The 18,333-nt window shown below is 70.9% G+C and carries 13 protein-coding genes and 2 rRNA genes; 6 read left to right on the top strand and 9 right to left on the bottom strand.

Annotated elements, in window-relative coordinates; all coding sequences use genetic code 11:
• Positions 1 to 60: 60 nt before the first annotated feature.
• Complete coding sequence (locus AB0B98_RS09235; RefSeq protein ID WP_357361694.1) at positions 61 to 1,308, top strand: hypothetical protein; 1,248 nt, start codon at positions 61 to 63, stop codon at positions 1,306 to 1,308.
• 84 nt (positions 1,309 to 1,392) lie between these two features.
• On the opposite strand, the gene AB0B98_RS09230 is transcribed toward AB0B98_RS09235, so the two are convergent.
• Together AB0B98_RS09230 and ileS are read right to left on the bottom strand one after the other, a co-directional pair.
• Complete coding sequence (locus tag AB0B98_RS09230) at positions 1,393 to 2,082, bottom strand: lysophospholipid acyltransferase family protein (protein WP_357361693.1); 690 nt, start codon at positions 2,080 to 2,082, stop codon at positions 1,393 to 1,395.
• A 105-nt stretch (positions 2,083 to 2,187) separates the two neighbouring features.
• Positions 2,188 to 5,382, bottom strand: coding sequence for an isoleucine--tRNA ligase (gene ileS / locus AB0B98_RS09225; RefSeq protein ID WP_357361692.1), 3,195 nt, complete (start codon positions 5,380 to 5,382; stop codon positions 2,188 to 2,190).
• 312 nt (positions 5,383 to 5,694) lie between these two features.
• Between ileS and AB0B98_RS09220 the strand changes: the two genes are divergently transcribed.
• Positions 5,695 to 6,714: an ArsR family transcriptional regulator gene (locus tag AB0B98_RS09220; RefSeq protein WP_238670874.1), complete on the top strand. Its 1,020-nt coding sequence runs from the start codon at positions 5,695 to 5,697 to the stop codon at positions 6,712 to 6,714.
• A 322-nt stretch (positions 6,715 to 7,036) separates the two neighbouring features.
• Here AB0B98_RS09220 and AB0B98_RS09215 read toward each other — a convergent pair whose 3' ends face one another.
• The gene (locus AB0B98_RS09215; protein WP_357361691.1) at positions 7,037 to 8,587 is read right to left on the bottom strand and encodes an alkaline phosphatase D family protein; all 1,551 of its coding nucleotides are present in this window, start codon (positions 8,585 to 8,587) and stop codon (positions 7,037 to 7,039) included.
• A 210-nt stretch (positions 8,588 to 8,797) separates the two neighbouring features.
• Between AB0B98_RS09215 and AB0B98_RS09210 the strand changes: the two genes are divergently transcribed.
• Together AB0B98_RS09210 and sigJ are read left to right on the top strand one after the other, a co-directional pair.
• Complete coding sequence (locus tag AB0B98_RS09210; RefSeq protein ID WP_238670872.1) at positions 8,798 to 9,241, top strand: carboxymuconolactone decarboxylase family protein; 444 nt, start codon at positions 8,798 to 8,800, stop codon at positions 9,239 to 9,241.
• Positions 9,190 to 10,113 carry an RNA polymerase sigma factor SigJ gene (gene sigJ / locus AB0B98_RS09205; protein ID WP_357361690.1) on the top strand — a complete coding sequence of 308 codons (924 nt, stop codon included), beginning with the start codon at positions 9,190 to 9,192 and terminating at the stop codon, positions 10,111 to 10,113. Before AB0B98_RS09210 ends, sigJ begins: the two co-directional genes overlap by 52 nt.
• A gap of 36 nt (positions 10,114 to 10,149) precedes the next feature.
• Here the strand turns inward: sigJ and ndk are convergent, their stop codons facing one another.
• The gene (ndk, locus tag AB0B98_RS09200; RefSeq protein WP_141910817.1) at positions 10,150 to 10,575 is read right to left on the bottom strand and encodes a nucleoside-diphosphate kinase; all 426 of its coding nucleotides are present in this window, start codon (positions 10,573 to 10,575) and stop codon (positions 10,150 to 10,152) included.
• Positions 10,576 to 10,716: 141 nt separating this feature from the next.
• Between ndk and AB0B98_RS09195 the strand changes: the two genes are divergently transcribed.
• Positions 10,717 to 12,216 carry a VOC family protein gene (locus AB0B98_RS09195; protein ID WP_357361689.1) on the top strand — a complete coding sequence of 500 codons (1,500 nt, stop codon included), beginning with the start codon at positions 10,717 to 10,719 and terminating at the stop codon, positions 12,214 to 12,216.
• A gap of 38 nt (positions 12,217 to 12,254) precedes the next feature.
• On the opposite strand, the gene AB0B98_RS09190 is transcribed toward AB0B98_RS09195, so the two are convergent.
• The 3 genes from AB0B98_RS09190 to AB0B98_RS09180 are packed head-to-tail and all read right to left on the bottom strand — an operon-like array spanning position 12,255 to position 16,635.
• Positions 12,255 to 12,689, bottom strand: coding sequence for a DUF4233 domain-containing protein (locus AB0B98_RS09190; protein ID WP_357361688.1), 435 nt, complete (start codon positions 12,687 to 12,689; stop codon positions 12,255 to 12,257).
• Positions 12,686 to 14,020, bottom strand: coding sequence for a folylpolyglutamate synthase/dihydrofolate synthase family protein (locus AB0B98_RS09185; RefSeq protein WP_238670868.1), 1,335 nt, complete (start codon positions 14,018 to 14,020; stop codon positions 12,686 to 12,688). The genes AB0B98_RS09190 and AB0B98_RS09185 overlap by 4 nt, the downstream gene beginning before the upstream one ends.
• On the bottom strand, positions 14,017 to 16,635 hold the full coding sequence (locus AB0B98_RS09180) for a valine--tRNA ligase (RefSeq protein WP_357361687.1): 2,619 nt from the start codon (positions 16,633 to 16,635) through the stop codon (positions 14,017 to 14,019). The genes AB0B98_RS09185 and AB0B98_RS09180 overlap by 4 nt, the downstream gene beginning before the upstream one ends.
• Before the next feature lie 69 nt (positions 16,636 to 16,704).
• On the opposite strand from AB0B98_RS09180, the gene AB0B98_RS09175 reads away from it, so the two are divergent.
• Positions 16,705 to 17,391, top strand: coding sequence for a hypothetical protein (locus AB0B98_RS09175; RefSeq protein ID WP_357361686.1), 687 nt, complete (start codon positions 16,705 to 16,707; stop codon positions 17,389 to 17,391).
• A 273-nt stretch (positions 17,392 to 17,664) separates the two neighbouring features.
• Here AB0B98_RS09175 and rrf read toward each other — a convergent pair.
• Positions 17,665 to 17,781 (bottom strand): 5S ribosomal RNA (gene rrf / locus AB0B98_RS09170).
• An 85-nt stretch (positions 17,782 to 17,866) separates the two neighbouring features.
• A 23S ribosomal RNA gene (locus AB0B98_RS09165) occupies positions 17,867 to 18,333 on the bottom strand; the annotation flags it as partial.

Here is an 18,333-nt window from a genome sequence, read left to right as displayed (position 1 = left end):
GATCGGCGATGGTGGCGGCGCGGTATTAACCTCGGTTCGGCGCGAGAGGAGATTGCCGCGATGCCGGAGCCCCAGCCGGGAGCACGGCCGGCCGACGGGAGCAACCCGGGCGCTGAGCCGGAGCGGGACCCGGCGGTCGCCGACGAGCCGACCTCCCCACCCGTACCCTCGGACCAGCCGGAACCCCCGGACCAGCCAGAATCCCCGGACCAGCCGGAACCCTCGGACCAGCCGGAACCCCCGGACCAGCCGGAACCCCCGGACCAGCCGGAGCCTGCCGCGACCGCGGAGGTCCCGGCGCCCAGGTGGAGCGGTTCGGCCCCGGTGCCACCGCCGCTGCCTCGCCGACCCGCCTGGGGCGAGTCGGCCGAGCCAACCCCTCCCCCGCCGGTGGCCGTCGGGCCGCCGGAGCACCAGACTCCGGTCGACCCGTGGGCCGGCGTGGACACCGGCGGCTGGGATCTGCCCTCCGCCGAACTGCCCCCGCTGCCCCCCACGATGTCGTATCCGTCGCCGCCGGACACCAGGCAGTGGTCCGGGCCCCCCGCTGCCCCGGCCGGGCCGCACCCGGTGCCACCGCCGGCCGCCCCGAGCGCACCCCGGGCCATCGGACCCGTGGTGCCGGCCCGGCCGATGTCGCCACCCGCGCCGCCGAAGGTGCCGAAGCAGCGCCGGGGCCGGCGATCCACCGCGCCACCGCCAGCGCCGCCGCCCGGGTGGCAGGCCCCCAAGGGGTACGTGCCGGTACCGGTCCGCCGACGACGCCGCTGGCCGTGGCTGCTGCTGCTCAGCCTGGCCTGCTGTTGTGGCTGCCCCGCCTACTACGGGTTCCCGATCTCGGCCCAGTACCCGGCACGCGCGGCCCTGCCCGTCCAGGTGGACGACCTCAGCCTGCGGCAGGACAGCCGCAGCACCGAGGCCGCGCAGAAGTTGGAGAACGAGGTACGCAAGGAGCACTGGCTGGCCGAGGACACGTTCGCGGGCGTCTACGCCACGACGAGCGGCAAACGGGTGACCGTCTTCGGCGGCACCGGCTTCCGGCTGAGCCCGGAGTCGGACGCGGAGGCCGAGATCAGCCGGCTCACCAAGCGGTACGCGTTGGATGCCCCGGAGAGCGTGGACACCGGTGTGCGGGGCCGGCACGAACGGTGCGCGGTGGGTAGCGCCGACGGCAGTGCCGTTGTCGTCTGCACGTCGGTCGACCACGGCAGCATCGCCACCGGCGTGTTCACCCGACTCTCCGTCGCCGACAGTGCCGACCTGCTGGGCACCCTGCGCGCCCAGATCGTCCAGCCCGAGCGGGGCTGAAGCCGCACCTCGGCCAGGCCGGGGTGCGGTGATCCGCATTCGGGCGTTCGGGCCGCGCGGCCGGGCAGGGTGCGCCCGGCGGGGTCAGGCGTCGCGGGTCGGGTCCGGGTGGGCGCGCGGCGGGGCGTAGCGGGGCACGTACTCCTGGCCGGTGAGCTTCTGGATCTCACTCATCATCTCGTCGGTCATCTGCCGCAGCGAGGTGCGGTCGTCCGGTCGGCCGGTGAAGTCCAGCGGCTTGCCGAATCGAACCGTGATCTTGGCAGTGCCCGGCCGGGGCACCCGGGCACCGATCGGCTGCGCCTTGTCCGTGCCGATCATGCCGACCGGGATGATCGGCACACCGGCCGAGATCGCCAGCCGAGCCGCGCCGGTCCGCCCCCGGTAGAGCTTGCCGTCCGGCGAGCGGGTGCCCTCCGGGTAGACCACCACCAGGTCACCACCCTTGAGCGCCGGGATCGCCGCGTCGAACGCGGACAGCGCCGCCCGGCCACCGGCCCGCTCGACCGGGATCGCGCCCAGGCCGGTGAGGACGAACTTGGAGATCGCACCCTTCACGCCGGCGCCCTTGAAATATTCCGACTTGGCCCAGAACGCCAGGTGCCGGGGCACGACAGTGCCGAGGAACAACTCGTCGGCCACCGAGAGGTGGTTGCCGGCGAAGATCGCACCGCCGGTCTCCGGCACGTGTTCCAGCCCCTCCACGGTCGGGCGGAACGCCAACCGCAGCGTGGGCGCCACGGTGAGCTTGCCGATGGTGTAGAGCAGGGGCACTGGTCCTCCGGCAGATCAGGTGCGAACAGGCGGTGTCACGGTAGCGGACGCCTCCACACCTCCCGGACGGAGGTGGTGAGGCGCCCGCACCCTGGCGATGGTCCGTTATACCCGGCGGACGACCACCGTTACCCGCTCACCATCGCCGACCTCGCCAGCGAAGCCCTCCAGGCCCTCGACGGCAGAGCCGTCCGGACCCTCGACGGCGGAGCCGTCCGGACCCTCGACGAAGTCGACCGAGTCGGCCAGCACCTCCGCGGAGACGAAGTCGACGTACGCGGACACCGCCGCGCGTACCTCGTCGGACGCCGACACCGACACCACGATCCGGTCCGAGACGTCCAGGTCGGCCTCCCGACGGGCCTGCTGCACCACCCGCACGACGTCGCGGGCCAGCCCCTCGGCGGCCAGCTCCGCTGTGACGTCGGTGTCGAGCACCACCACGCCCTCGCCGCCGGGCAGCGGCGCGGAGTGCTCGGCGTCGGCGGCGACCAGGCGCAACTCGTACTCACCCTCGGCGAGGGTGACGCCGGCGGCCACCGGGGCGCCGCCGACCAGCTCCCACTCGCCCGCCTTGACCGCCTTGATCACCTGCTGCACCTGCTTGCCGACCCGCGGGCCGAGCGCCCGGGGCACCACCGTCAACACCTGCTCGCAGTACGCGGACAGCTCCGCGCTGAACTCCACGGCCTTCACGTTGACCTCGTCGGCGACCAGGTCGGCGAACGGCCGCAGCTGCTCCGCGGCCGGCGAGGCCACAGTCAGCTTCGACAGCGGCAGTCGCACGCGCAGCCCCTTGGCCTTGCGCAGCGACAGCGCCGCCGAGGCGACCGCTCGCACGTTGTCCATCGCGGCGACCAGGTCGTGGTCGGCCGGGAACTCGCTCGCCTCCGGCCAGTCGGTCAGGTGCACCGAACGCTCCCCGGTCAGGCCACGCCAGATCTCCTCCGCGGTCAGCGGCGCGAGCGGCGCCACCACCCGGCAGAGGGTCTCCAGCACCGTCGACAGGGTGTCGAAGGCGTTGGCGTCACCCGACCAGAACCGGTCCCGGGACCGGCGCACGTACCAGTTGGTCAACGCGTCCAGGTAGGACCGGACTGTGGCGCAGGCACCGGAGATGTCGTACGCGTCCATCTGCGCGCCGACGGTGGACACCAGCTCGTTCGTCTTCGCCAGCACGTACCGGTCGAGCAGGTGGGTGGAGTCGGTACGCCGCCGGGCCTGGTACCCGTCGGCGTTGGCGTAGAGCGTGAAGAAGTACCACACGTTCCACAGCGGCAGCAGCACCTGCCGGACGGCGTCGCGGATGCCCGCTTCGGTGACCGCCATGTCCCCACCGCGCAGCACCGGCGAGGACATCAGCATCCAGCGCATCGCGTCCGAGCCGTACGCGTCGAAGACGTGGTAGACGTCCGGGTAGTTGCGCAGGCTCTTGGACATCTTGCGCCCGTCCGAGCCGAGCAGGATGCCGTGGCTCAGGCAGTTGCGGAACGCCGGCCTGTCGAACAGCGCGGTGGCCAGCACGTGCATGGTGTAGAACCAGCCGCGGGTCTGCCCGATGTACTCGACGATGAAGTCACCCGGGTAGTGGTGCTCGAACCAGTCGGCGTTCTCGAACGGGTAGTGCACCTGGGCGAACGGCATCGATCCGGACTCGAACCAGCAGTCCAGCACCTCCGGCACCCGACGCATCATCGACTGCCCGGTCGGGTCGTCCGGGTTGGGGCGGACCAGGTCGTCCACCGCCGGCCGGTGCAGGTCGGTCAGGTGTACGCCGAAGTCCCGCTCGATGTCGGCGAGCGAACCGTAGACGTCCAGGCGGGGGTAGTTCGGATCGTCGGACTTCCACGCCGGGATCGGCGAGCCCCAGAACCGGTTCCGGCTGATCGACCAGTCCCGGGCGTTGGCCAGCCACTTGCCGAACGAGCCGTCCTTGATGTGGCCGGGCGTCCAGTTGATCTCCTGATTCAGCTCGACCATCCGGTCCCGGAACTGCGTCACCGCGACGAACCACGACGACACCGCCTTGTAGACCAGCGGGGTGTCGCAACGCCAGCAGTGCGGGTACGAGTGGGTGTAGGTGTCCTGCTTGAGCACCACCCCCCGGTCCTTCAGCTCCCGGATCACCGGCTTGTTGACGTCGAAGACCTGCTCACCCTGGTACGGCGGGACCAGCGCGGTGAACCGGGTGTGGTCGTCCACAGTGACGATGGTGGGGATGCCGGCGGCGTTGCAGACGTTCTGGTCGTCCTCACCGAAGGCCGGGGCCAGGTGCACGATCCCGGTGCCGTCCTCGGTGGTGACGAACTCCGCGCCGAGCACCTGGTAGGCGTTCTCCCCGGCCTGCTCGACGAGGAAGTCGAACAGCGGCGTGTAGCGACGTCCGACCAGGTCCCGGCCGTACACCGTGCCGACCTGCTCGTAGCCCTCCAGCTCCTTGGCGTACGCGGCCAGCCGCGCCGCCCCCACCAGGTAGCGGTCGCCGTCGCGTTCGAGCACCGCGTACTCGATGTCGGGCCCGACGGCGAGCGCCAGGTTCGACGGCAGGGTCCACGGCGTGGTGGTCCAGACGCCCAGCTTGACCGGCCCGCGCACCAGCTCCGGCGCGGACTCGTCGGCGGTCAGCTCGAACCACACCGACAGGGTGGGGTCGTGCCGGTCCCGGTAGACGTCGTCCATCCGGGTCTCGGTGTTCGACAGCGGCGTCTCACAGCGCCAGCAGTACGCCAGCACCCGGAAGCCCTCGTAGATCAGACCCTTGTCGTGCAGGGTCTTGAAGGCCCACATGACGCTTTCCATGTAGTCCAGGTCGAGGGTCTTGTAGTCGTTCGTGAAGTCGACCCAGCGGGCCTGCCGGTTGATGTACCGCTCCCAGTCCTGGGTGAACTCCAGCACCGAGGTACGGCAGGCCTCGTTGAACCGGTCCACGCCCAGGTCGATGATCTCCGCCTTGCTGGTGATGCCGAGCTGCTTCTCGGCCACCACCTCGGCGGGCAGGCCGTGGCAGTCCCAGCCGAAGCGCCGCTCGACGTGCCGACCGCGCATGGTCTGGTAGCGCGGCACCACGTCCTTGACGTAGCCGGTGAAGAGGTGACCGTAGTGCGGCAGGCCGTTGGCGAACGGCGGGCCGTCGTAGAAGACGTACTCGTTCTTGCCGTCCGTGCCGGCGGGGCGGGCCTCGATGCTGGCCTCGAAGGTCTTGTCGGCCGTCCAGTGCTCCAGCACCCGGCGCTCGACCGCGGGCAGGTCCGGGCTCGCCGGTACACCGGCGGCGGTCGGGTCGTGCAACGGATAGGCCATCGGGGGTCGCTCTCCTCGTGCAGCTCACTCAACGTGGGACTGCGAGGACGAACCTTCCGGGGTACGCCAGGAACGGCGCTCCCGGGTGGCCCGCGGTACCACCCCGCTTGGCGGTCAGGATCGACCGCCCGCTCATTGTCGGCTGTGACGGGCCGCACCCGTCCGGTTCTACTGGGCCGGTCACCCGGCTGTTCTTCCGGAGGCTCACCGGTGATGGCCGGGTCATCGCCTTACGGGGTCCAACGATACTCGACGCGCCGACCGCCGCGCCTTCGAGTGATGACCCACGCCGGCACACCCTAGGCTGGCCGGGTGATCCGGATCGAGTTGGACGAACCGACGCTGTCCCGCACCCGGATCGCCACCAGCCCCCTGTGGGAGGTGCTGACCAGCCTGTTCGTGCTGCACCGCCATCCGGTGGAGGCACCCTGGCCGTACACGGCCTGGGCGCGGCACGCACGGCGGGTGCTCGACGAGGTGCCGGCGGCCGCGCCGGCCCGGCTGCTGACCATCGGCCTACCCGCACCGGACTTCCTCAGCCCGATCCCCACGTCGGCCGCGCCGACCCTTGCCGAACAGCTCGCCGAACTGCGCGCGACGCCGGCCGAAGTGATCGCCGAGCAGATCCCCCACTACTACCACCCGGACGACCTGCCGGAGTGGCTCGGCCCATTCGTCACGGACCGGCGGGCCGCCCTGGACCGGCTCGCCGACGGCATCGAGGCGTACTGGGACGCGGCCATCGCGCCGTGGTGGTCGGCGATGCAGGCGGCGCTGGACGAGGAGGTGCTGCACCGGGCGCGGGCTCTCGCCGCGTACGGTCCGGACGCGCTGCTGACCGACCTGCACGAACGGGTGCGCTGGAAGAAGCCGGTGCTGACGCTGGTGAAGCCGTCGGAGCAGCAGTTCACCGCGGTGAACCAGCGGCTGTTGCTGCTTCCCCTGATCTTCTCGCAGGGAGCGCTCATCTGCGCCACCGACCATCCGGAGATCATCGCCGTCTCCTACCAGGCGCGCGGGGCGGTGGTGCTGGCCGAGGGTGGGCCCGCCTCGGCGCCCCGGACGACACCGGCCACGGATCGCCTGGCGGTGCTTGTCGGCCGTGGTCGTGCCCAGGTGCTGCGGGCGCTGGCGAGGCCGGCCACCACCGCTGGCCTCGCGGCGACCTTGGGGCTCGCCCCGAGCACCGTGTCGGAGCAGCTCTCCGCGCTGCTGGCCGCCGGCGTGGTGCACCGCCGCCGGGTGGGCCGGCGGGTGTTGTACGGCCTGGAACCGGCCGGCCTGGCTCTGGTACAGCTCGTTGGTGACGAGCCGACGAGCGCCTCGGCGTGAGCATTCGGCTCGATCCGAATCCGTTTCCCACCCGTTCCCGGCACTCCTAGCCTGCGGATCTCGATCGAACACGCGATCGAGGCGGTCGGGGTGAGCCGCAGGTGCCGCAGCCGCCCCGGGATGGTCACGACCCCAGCGCCGTGAGGTCCGGGCAGTCCGCGGCGTCGACCTGACGGTCGGTAACGGGGAGCTGTTCGGCCTGCCCGGCCCAACCGGCGCTGGCAACACCAACCCCCCTCGGTTGACCGTGAAGTTCTCGCCTCGCTCGACGGCGTGGCGTGGCCACAACTCCATGATCAACCGAGAGGGAGCCGAGGTGGGATCAGGGAGCGGGGAGGGTGGTGCTCCAGAGGGAGGCGCCGTCGCGGTCACGGAGGTGCACAGTCAGGGCCTCCGACTCGCCGTCGATGGACACCTGACCGAAGTGCTGGAAACCCTCCGCCGGCGAGGTGTTGGCCACCGGAGGGGCGTGCACGAAGGCGGCCCGCGGTCCGAACGTGCCGTCCAGCGCGTTCGGGCCGAACGCCCCGGCGTGCGCCGGGCCGGAGACGAACTCCCAGAACGGGGTGAAGTCGCCGACCGCAGCCCGGGACGGGTCGTAGTGGTGCGCGGCCGAGTAGTGCACGTCGGCGGTGAGGAAGACCATGCCGGTCACCCCGGCGCGGTGGGTGGCCCGCAGCACCTCGGCGAACTCCAGCTCACGCCCGGCCGGTGCGCCCGGGTCACCCTGCGCGACACCCTCCTGCGCGGTCGGACCGTCCGGCACCACCACCCCGATCGGCAGGTCGTTGGCGATCACCTTCCAGGTCGCCGTGGACCGCTTCAGCTCCCGGATCAGCCACTCGCGCTGCTCACGGCCGAGTAGACCGCGCTTCGGGTCGGCGTACGTGTTGCCGTCGTTCGGATCCTTGTGGGTCCGCATGTCCAGCACGAACACGTCCAGCAGCGGCCCGTGCGAGATCCGCCGGTACAGCGGCCCGTTGTCCGGCACCGGCAGCCACTCGCCGAACGCCTGGCGGGCCCTGGCGGCGAGCACGTCCACCCGCCGCTCGGTGTAGCGCGGGTCGTCCAGAATCTCACCGGGGTACCAGTTGTTGAGGACCTCGTGGTCGTCCCACTGGTTGATCTGCGGGACCGCCGCGTTGAACGCCCGCAGATGCTCGTCGATCAGGTTGTACGCGTACTGCCCCCGGTACTCGGTGAGCGTCTCGGCGACCTTGCTCTTCTCCGGCGTCACCACGTTGCGCCAGATCCGCCCGTCGGGCAGGGTCACCGACTCGACAAGCGGGCCGTCGGCGTACACCGTGTCACCGCTGCACAGATAGAAGTCGGGCCGGGCCTCCCGCATCGCCCGGAAGATCGACATCCCACCGAAGCTCGGGTCGATCCCCCAGCCCTGCCCGACGATGTCGCCGGTCCAGACGAACGTCACGTCGCCGCGCCGGTGCCGGCCCGGCGCCGTGGTCAACGTCCCGGTCAGCGGCTCGCTGACCACTCCGTGCCGCTCCAGGCTCTCCACCCGGACCCGGTAGTGCAGACGCTCGGCGTCCGGCAGCCCCCGCAGCCGGACCTTGCCGGTGAAGTCGCCGTTGGGGGTGAGCACCGGGCCGCGCAGCTCGCGCGCCCCCCGGAAGTCCGGCCGGCGGCTCACCTCGACCAGCATCCGGCCCGGCCGGTCGGCCCGCGTCCAGACCAGCGCGGAGTCCGCTGTCACGTCACCGCTCTGCACGCCGTGGGTGAGCACCGGGCGCGCGGCCGGGCGCCAGGCCGGGGCGGCGTTCGCGCCAGCGCCGCCCAGCAGGGTGCCGCCGGCGACTCCGGCGCCGACCACCAGGCCGGCCCGCAGCAGGGTACGTCGATCAAGCTCGGTCATTGTTCCTCCCGGTCATGGGTTGACCCCGTCGGTCTACCGGGCGGAGATGACCGCGATCGGCGGCCCGGATGACCGGCGCCCGAACGCCTGTTGTCCGGCCGGAACGCCGGCGGCCGGCCCACCACGCGTGACCGGGGTCACCACGACGGTTGTCACGGCCGGCCCCGGTCGGACCGTCGTAGCGGTGTCGGATCGAACAGGGAGTTGGTCATGCAACGAATGAGGCTCTTCGAGGTCGCGCCGCAGGGATACCAGGCCGTGTCGGGCCTGGAGAAGTACGTCCAGGCGAACGTCGACCACACAGTGCTGGAGCTGGTCAAGCTGCGGGCGTCGATGCTGAACGGCTGCGCGTACTGCGTCGACATGCACAGCCGCGACGCCCTCGCCGCCGGCGAGTCGAGCCGGCGGCTGTTCGCGGTGGCCGCCTGGCGGGAGGCGCTGTCGTTCTTCGACGAGCGGGAACAAACCGCGCTGGCGCTCACCGACGCGGTCACCCGGCTCGGCGAGCACGGAGTGTCGGACGAGGTGTGGGACGCCGCCGCGAAGGTCTGGTCGGAGAAGGAACTGGCCGATCTGGTCCTCGCGATCGCCACAATCAACGTGTGGAATCGTATCGCCGTGACGACGCACACGGAGCCCCCGGCGCAGGTGTGACGACCGAGGCAGCAGAGGCGGCCGATGCGCTCCAGGCGCATCGGCCGATGCTGCTTGGGCTCGCCTACCGCCTGCTCGGCAGCCGACACGACGCGGAGGACGTGCTCCAGGAGGCGTACCTGCGCTGGCTCGGCGTGGACCGGTCGGCGGTGGAGGAACCACGCCGGTACCTGTCCCGGGTGGTCACCCGGCTGGCGATGGACCGGCTGCGAGCCCGGCAGGCGGCCCGCGAGACGTACGTCGGCACCTGGCTGCCCGAGCCGGTCCCGACCGCGCCATCGCCGTTCGGGCCGTTGGACCGCGCGGAGTTGCGCGACTCGCTCTCCACCGCGTTGCTGCACGTCCTGGAGCGGCTCACCCCGCCGGAACGGGCGGTGTACGTCCTGCACACGGCCTTCGACCTGCCGTACACCGAGATCGCCGAGATCCTGGACCGGTCCGTCGCCGACTGTCGGCAGCTGCACCACCGGGCGACCGCGCGGGTACGGCAGGAGCAGCGTCGGTTCACCGCCAGCCGCCCGGAGCGGGAGCGGCTGCTTGACGCGTTCCTCGCCGCCGCCCGCGACGGTGACCTGGCGAGGCTCACCGACCTGGTGGCCGCCGACGTCACAGCGTGGAACGACGGCGGCGGTCGGGTGCGGGCCGCCCTCAACCCGGTCACCGGCGCGGACCGGATCGCCCGGTTCTACGCCGGGGTCTACGGCCCGCGTCACCGGGTCGCGATGGATCCGGTCGAGCTCAACGGGGAGCCGGCGATGCTGATCACCCGCGCGGACGGCAGTCGGTACACGCTGACCATCGCCGCGGCCGACGGACGGATCACCGGGATCTACGTGGTCGGCAACCCGGCGAAGGTGCCGGCGGTCGGCTGAACCCGGGCGTCGTCGTCGACCCCGGGCCGGTGGACGTCAGCCCAGCTCGGGGAACCAGAGCGCGATCTCGCGCTTGGCGCTGTCCGTCGAGTCGGAGGCGTGCACCAGGTTCTCCCGGTTGGACAGCGACAGGTCACCCCGGATGGTGCCGGCGACGGCCTTGCGTCCGTCGGTGGCGCCGACCAGCCCGCGGACCACGTCGATGACCTGGTCGCCGGAGAGCACCAGAGCGACCAGCGGACCGCCGGTCATGAAGTCCTTCAGCGGCGGGTAGAACGCCTTGTCGACGTGCTCGGCGTAGTGCTCGTCGGCGAGCGCGGCATCCATCGTCCGGTGCGCCATCGCGTCGATCCGCAGCCCCTTGCGCTCGAAGCGGGAGAGGACCTCGCCGACCAGGCCGCGGCGGACCGCGTCGGGCTTGATCAGAACGAGGCTGCGCTCATCCGGGCTGTTGCTGGACACGCTGGGTTCCTCCTGTACGCGCTGAACGCTCGGGATCGGTACGGTCAGCCTAGCGACCCGGTCCCGGCGCCGGCGCGGCGGCCGGTCTTTCCCCCGGTGGCCGATTCGGCCTAGCCTGGTCCTGACCCCGGGAGGTCCACTGTGGCGAATGGCGGGAACCGACCCATCGCGCCGGTACGCAAGCTGATCGGCGCGGTGCTGGGCACCGTGGCCACGTTCGTCGTCCTGTTCGGCCTCGGCATGACGAGTTGGGCCATCGTGGCTCTCGGGGTCGCCCTGCTGGTGCTGGCGATCGCGCTGGCGACCGTACGCGGCGGCGGTCGCACGTGGGTCGTCGGCGTGGGGCACGTGCACAGCGCCTCCGAACCACCCACCCAGTACGCGTTCGGCCGCTGCGAACTGCAACTGGTGATTGACGCCCCTGGTCTGCCGCCGCGGTCCAAGAAGATCATTGAGCCGAGGGTGCCGGTCTCCAAGTGGCCGTCGCTGGGCCAGACCCTGCCGATCCGGGTCGCACTGGACGACCAGCGGCACGTCAAGGTCCTCTGGGACGAGGTGCTCACCCATGCCGAGACCGCCGCTGCCGTCGCCGATCTTCCGCCGGAGTTCGCCGACGCGGAGGCGATGGACGAGCTGTTGATCCAGCAGGACGCGCCGCCGTGGGCCGACCGCGCACCCGACGACGACCTCCGCGACGACTTCCGCGACCCGGTTGGTGACCCCTTCCGGGACCCGGTCGGTGACCCGTTCCGCGACCCGGTCGGTGACCCGCTGCGCACCGACCCTTCGCGCATCGACGTCCGGCGCGACGACCCGAGCGTCGCGCCCGAGGAGCGCGAGCCCGTGGTGATGCACCAGAGCCCGGGCGGCCCGGTGGTGTTGGAGGGTGTCGTCGTCGAGCCGCAGGCCGGTGGGCTGCCCCGACGGGCGACCACTCCGGCGCCGCGCCCGCCTGCCGAGGAGCGCTTCGACGAGCCCGCCGCCGACCGGTTCGACGCTTCGGAGGAGGGCGGCAGCACCACCCCACCCGCCGAGGACCCCGTCGACCCTCCCAGCGCCCAGCGCTTCGAGCAGCCCGACGCGCAGCGCTTCGACCCACCGCCCGCGCAGCGGTCCGGCCCGGGCGCGACCGACCCGCTGGACCCACTCGATCTTCCGCTGGACGATCCCGCCCCGGCCGTGGCGGCACGCACGACAGTGACCGACGAGGAACTGGACCAGGCGATCTTCGGGTTCGACGCCGGCGCGGCCGCGGATCCGGCCGCGCCGATCAGCGGAGTGGGCCTCACCCTGCTGGTCACCGACCTGCCCCGGTCGCTCGGTTTCTACCGCGACGTGCTCGGCTTCAGCGAGGTCGACCAGGGTGCCCACAACGCCGTCCTGGCCTCCGGGTCGACCCGGATCGTCCTGCGCGAGGTGACCGGGGCCGCCCCCATCAGCCGCCGACTCGTGCACGTCAACCTTGAGGTGAGCGACATCGAGGCGGCGTACGAACGGTTGCGCGAGTCGGGCGTCCGTTTCACGTACGCGCCCCGGGTGGTCAACAGGGGCACCAAGCTGGAAGGGTGGGCGGCTGCCTTCCGCGACCCGGATGGCCACGGCGTCGCGCTCACCCAGTGGCGCGAACGCGCCGACGCCTGACCCGGCCCACCTTCGGACGGCTCCGGCCGGGTCCGGCGTCAGCCGAGAATGACGCGGCGAACGTGCAGCGCGTACGCCCAGACCAGGGCGAAGATGATGCCCAACCCGAGCAGCGACCAGTGCAGCAGGCCGCCCAGCAACAGCAGGCCCTGGAGCACGGTGCCGGCGTTCCAGGCCCAGGGCCGACGCATCATGCCGGCGAGCACCACGGCAGCCACCGCCAGTGCCACCACCGCACCGATCGCGGCGCCGCCGAGGCCACCGCCGACGACCCGGATCGGCTGGATCGCCAGCAACAGCACCAGCGCCTCCAGGCTGAGCGTGCCAGCACCGAGACCGCGTACCGCCCGCTCCGGGTTGCGCAACCCGGAGCGTCGCGGCTGCCCTGCCGTGGGCTCCTCCCCCGCCGGCTGCTCGACCGGCGGGGCGGTCGGGTCCTCTGTGGGGTGCGGGTCCCGCTCCGGGCTGGTCATCGCTTCAGCAGCCGGCGCGCGTCGGCGACCGTCACCACGGACCCCGTGATCAGCACCCCGACCCCGCTCAGCTCACCGGGAACGTCCTCCTCGGCCAACGCCACAGCCAACTCGATGGCATCCGGCATCTCCTCGGCCGAGTCCACCCGCTCATCGCCGAAGATCTCGGCGGCCAGCGCGGCGAGTTCCTCCGTCGGCATCGCCCGTGGCGAGCTGTTGCGGGTGACCACCACCTGGTCGACCACCGGCTCCAGCAGCTCCAGCAGCGCTTCCGCGTCCTTGTCGGCCAGTACGCCGATCACGGCCACCAGCTTGCTGAAGGCGAACTCCTCCTGGAGGGCGGTGACTGTGGCCTTCATACCGTGCGGGTTGTGCGCGCCGTCCAGCAGGATGGTCGGCGCGTTACGGACCCGCTCCAGCCGACCCGGGGAACTGGTCGAGGCGAAGCCCTCCCGGACCGCCTCGATGTCCAGTTGACGTCGAGCCCCAGCGCCCAGGAACGCCTCCACGGCGGCGAGCGCCATTGCCGCGTTCTGCGCCTGGTGGGCACCGTGCAGCGGAATGAACACGTCGTCGTACACGCCGCCCAGCCCCTGGAGGGTGAGCACCTGGCCGCCGACAGCGACCGCCCGACCCAGCACGCCGAATTCGCCGCCCTCCCGGGCGATGGTGGCCCCGACCTCGGCGCAGCGTTCGAGGAGGGGGCCGGCGGCCTCCTCCTCCTGGGCCGCCGAGATCACCGTGGCCCCCGGGTGGATGATGCCGGCCTTGGCCAGCGCGATGTCCTGGAGCGTGTCACCGAGCCACTCGGTGTGGTCCAGCCCGATCGGGGTGATCACACAGACCCCGGCCTGGAGGACGTTGGTGGCGTCCTCGGCACCGCCGAGGCCCACCTCGACGACAGCGATGTCGACCGGCGCGTCGGCGAAGGTGGCGAACGCCAGCGCGGTGGTCATGTCGAAGTACGTCAACGGCTCGTCCGACCGCGCGTCGACCAGCTCGGCCAACGGTTTGATCTCCCGGTACACCGACGCGAACCGTTCCTCGCTGACCGGCTCCCCGTCCAGACTGATCCGCTCCCGGACGGTCTCCAGGTGCGGGCTGGTGTACCGCCCGGTGTGCAGCCCGTGCGCCCGCAACAGCGAGTCGATCATCCGCGCGGTGGAGGTCTTGCCGTTGGTGCCGGTCAGGTGGATCGCCGGGTACGCCCGCTGCGGGCTGCCGAGCAGGTCGAGCAGCGACTCGATCCGGTCCAGCTCGAAGACCATGCGGGTGAAGCCGCGGGCGTTCAGCTCGGCCTCGACGGCGGCGAATTCGGTACGGTCGGTCACGAGGGCAGTATCTCCAGAGCAGCGTCGATCCGGACCAGGTCGGCCTCGGCGGTGGCGAGCCGGTCGCGGATCTTCGCGACCACCGGCTCGGGGGCCTTGCCGATGAAGGCAGGGTTGTCGAGCTTCGCCCGGGCCTGCGCGACCTCCTTCTCGGCTGCCGCGCGGTCCTTCGTCAGCCGGGCCCGCTCGGCGGCCACGTCGATCGACCCCCGGGTGTCCAACGCGACACCGACGGCGCCGGGCATGGCCAACGTGGCACTGGCCTGGAAGTCGTCACCGGCCGGATCCAACCGGACCAGCGAGCGGATCAGCGGCTCGTGCGCAGCGATACCCGCGCCGGACAGCCCGTCCAGGCGGGCAGCCACCCGCTGCGTGGGCCGCAGCCCCTGGTCGGAACGGAACCGGCGGATCTCGGTGACCACCCGCTGCACGCCGACCAGCTCGGCCTCGGCGGCGTCGTCGATCAGCGACCGGTCGGCCACCGGCCAGGCGGCGGCCTGCACCGTCTCGCCGCCGGTCAACGCGAGCCACAGCTCCTCGGTGACGAACGGGATGACCGGGTGCAGCAGCCGCAGCAGCTGGTCGAGCACGTGCCCGAGCACCCGACGGCTGGCCTCCGCGCGCTCACCGCCCTCGGCGAGCACCGGCTTACTCAGCTCGACGTACCAGTCACAGACGTCGTCCCAGGCGAAGTGGTACAGCAGGTCGCACACCTTGGCGAACTCGTACGCCTCGAACTGCTCATCGACCTCGGCGGTGACGTGCGCCAACCGGGACAGGATCCACCTGTCGACGGTGGAGAGCTGCTCGACCGGCGGCAGGTCGCCAGTGGTGTGCGCGCCGTTCATCAGCGCGAACCGGGTGGCGTTCCAGAGCTTGTTGCAGAAGTTGCGGGAGCCCTGGCACCACTCCTCGCTGACCGGGACGTCCTGGCCGGGGTTCGCGCCCCGCGCCAGGGTGAACCGGGTGGCGTCAGCGCCGTACCTGTCGATCCAGTCCAACGGGTCGACCACGTTGCCGAACGACTTCGACATCTTCTTGCCGAACTGGTCACGGACCATGCCGTGCAGCGCGACCACGTCGAAGGGCGGCCGGCCGTCCATCGCGTAGAGGCCGAACATCATCATCCGGGCGACCCAGAAGAACAGGATGTCGTACCCGGTGACCAGCACGCTGGTCGGGTAGAACTTCGCCAGGTCCGGGGTCTGCTCGGGCCAGCCCAGGGTGGAGAACGGCCACAGGCCGCTGGAGAACCAGGTGTCCAGGACGTCCTCGTCCTGGTGCCAGCCCTCGCCGGTCGGCGGCGCCTCGTCGGGGCCGACGCAGACGATCTCGCCCGCCGGGCCGTACCAGACCGGGATGCGGTGCCCCCACCACAGCTGGCGGGAGATGCACCAGTCGTGCATGTTGTCGACCCAGGCGAAGTAGCGCTTCGCCAGCTCGGCCGGCTCGATGCGCACCCGGCCGTCGCGCACCGCGTCACCCGCGGCCTGGGCCAGCGGGGCGGTGTTGACGAACCACTGCAGCGACAGCCGCGGCTCGACTGTGGTCTTGCACCGCGAGCAGTGCCCGACCGCGTGCACGTACGGGCGCTTCTCGGCGACGATAAGGCCCTGCTCCCGCAGCGCCGCCACGATCGCCGGCCGCGCCTCGAACCGGTCCAACCCCTCGAACGGGCCGGGCACGGTGATCACGCCGCGCTCGTCCATCACTGTCAGCGCGGGCAGGTCGTGCCGCTGGCCGATCTCGAAGTCGTTCGGGTCGTGCGCCGGCGTCACCTTGACCATGCCGGTGCCGAAGGACGGGTCGACGTGCGCGTCGGCGACGATCGGGATCCGGCGGCCGGTCAACGGCAGCTCGACCTCGGTGCCGATCAGGTGCTGGTAGCGCTCGTCGTCGGGGTGCACCGCCACTGCGGTGTCGCCGAGCATCGTCTCGGCCCGGGTGGTGGCCACCACGACCTCGTCGCTGTAGCGGATCGAGATCAGCTCGCCGTCGTCGTCGGTGTGCTCGACCTCGATGTCGGAGAGCGCGGTGAGGCAGCGCGGACACCAGTTGATGATCCGGTTGGCCCGGTAGATCAGGCCGTCGTCGAACAGCTTCTTGAAGATCGTCTGGACGGCGCGGGTCAACCCCTCGTCCATGGTGAAGCGCTCGCGGTCCCAGTCGACGGAGTCGCCGAGGCGGCGCATCTGGCCGAGGATGGCGCCTCCGGACTCGGCCTTCCACTGCCAGACCCGCTCGACGAACTTCTCCCGGCCGAGATCGTGCCGGGACAGCCCTTCGGCGGCGAGCTGACGCTCGACCAGGTTCTGGGTGGCGATGCCGGCGTGGTCCATGCCCGGCAGCCACAGCGCCTCGAAGCCCTGCATCCGCTTACGCCGGGTCAACGCGTCCATCAGCGTGTGCTCGAACGCGTGGCCCATGTGCAGCGAGCCGGTGACGTTCGGCGGCGGGATGACGATGGTGAAGGGGGGCTTGTCGCTGTCGGCGGAGGCCCGGAAGTGCCCGCCGGCTACCCACTGCTCGTACCGTCGCTGCTCTACCTCACCGGGCTGGTACTGGCCGGCAAGGGTCGGGGCGTCGGGGCGTCGGGCATCCAGTCTCTCGGTCACCGGACAAGTCTACGGAGGGCTTCCGCAGACCTGACGTGCGCCACCTGCCGTTCGCGTACGGTGTCGGCTATGTCCGACGCACATCTCACCGAGCGGTCGCGCGATGGCGGCCGCGAGCCGGTCGAGCTGACCGAAGAGCCGATCCAGCTGAGCACGCGGGACTCTGGAGGCGACCCCGACGAGCGGTCCAGCGGCTGGTCACGCCGCCGCAAGATCGGTTGGACGGTCGCTCTGGTGGTAGGTCTCGCCGGAGCCGGCGTGCTGGGTGTCGCTGGGTGGCGGGTGGCGCAGCAGAAGGACACCCAACTGGCGTCACCCGATCGGGTGGCTGGTCTGACCCGCGACGACAGCGAGCGGGCGAAGAGCACCGCCGACTATCTACGCAGCGGTCTGGCGGCGAACATCGAACTGGACCGCAGTTTCGGCACTGTCTACCGCGACCCGGCCGACGACAAGCGCTCCGTGCTCATCTTCGGGGGCACCACACTGCTCTGGCAGCCGGAACGGGACCTGGACAGCCTCTTCCGCCTGATGTCTGACGAGACCGGTGCGGTGAACGGTCTGCGGGAGCTGCCCGCAGGTGACCTCGGCGGGGTGCTGAAGTGTGGCAGCACCAGCGGCGAGGGCGGGGACTTCGCGGTGTGCGGCTGGGCCGACCACGGCAGCGTGGTGATGGCAATGTTCCCGGGCCGGTCGGTCGGCGACGCCGGTGGCCTGCTGCGCACCCTCCGCGACGGTATGCAGACCCGAGACTGACCGGTCACCGCGGCTCCCCCGCACTGGACCACCGACCCGCGGGTCGGCTGCCTGGGTGGCCGCAAGATCGCGCAACATCCTGGTTGTAGTGGCCTCACGAGGCGCGGACACCACTACAACCAGGATCCAGCGTGACCTTGACGTCGGGCCCCCTGTTCCCGGCCTCGCCGGCCGTCCCGCCGGGATGTCAGAGGAACGGGGGCGCTCATGCAAGGAAAAAGGGAAATGCAGAATGGGCCACCCCCTGTCGGGGGTGGCCCATTCTGAAAGATTGTCCGGCGGCGTCCTACTCTCCCACACCCTCACGAGTGCAGTACCATCGGCGCTGGAGGGCTTAGCTTCCGGGTTCGGAATGTAACCGGGCGTTTCCCCTCCGCCATGACCGCCGTAACTCTATGAACATATCAAACAACCCCGGCACCACTACACGGGTGTTCGCTTGTTCAGAGTTGCACAGTGGACGCGTAGCAGCTTAGTAGTCAAGTCCTCGGCCTATTAGTACCGGTCAACTGAACCCGTTACCGGGCTTACATTTCCGGCCTATCAACCCAGTCGTCTAGCTGGGGGCCTTACCCCACAAAGTGGGTGGGATACCTCATCTTGAAGCAGGCTTCCCGCTTAGATGCTTTCAGCGGTTATCCCTTCCGAACGTAGCTAACCAGCCGTGCCCTTGGCAGGACAACTGGCACACCAGAGGTTCGTCCGTCCCGGTCCTCTCGTACTAGGGACAGCCCTTCTCAAGTATCCTACGCGCACGGCGGATAGGGACCGAACTGTCTCACGACGTTCTAAACCCAGCTCGCGTACCGCTTTAATGGGCGAACAGCCCAACCCTTGGGACCTGCTACAGCCCCAGGATGCGACGAGCCGACATCGAGGTGCCAAACCATCCCGTCGATATGGACTCTTGGGGAAGATCAGCCTGTTATCCCCGGGGTACCT

It is taken from the genome of Micromonospora sp. NPDC048947, assembly GCF_040649495.1.
GTDB classification, from domain to species: domain Bacteria; phylum Actinomycetota; class Actinomycetes; order Mycobacteriales; family Micromonosporaceae; genus Micromonospora; species Micromonospora alfalfae.
Note: the sequence above shows the minus strand (reverse complement) of the source record. Positions and strands in the feature narration are given on the sequence as shown.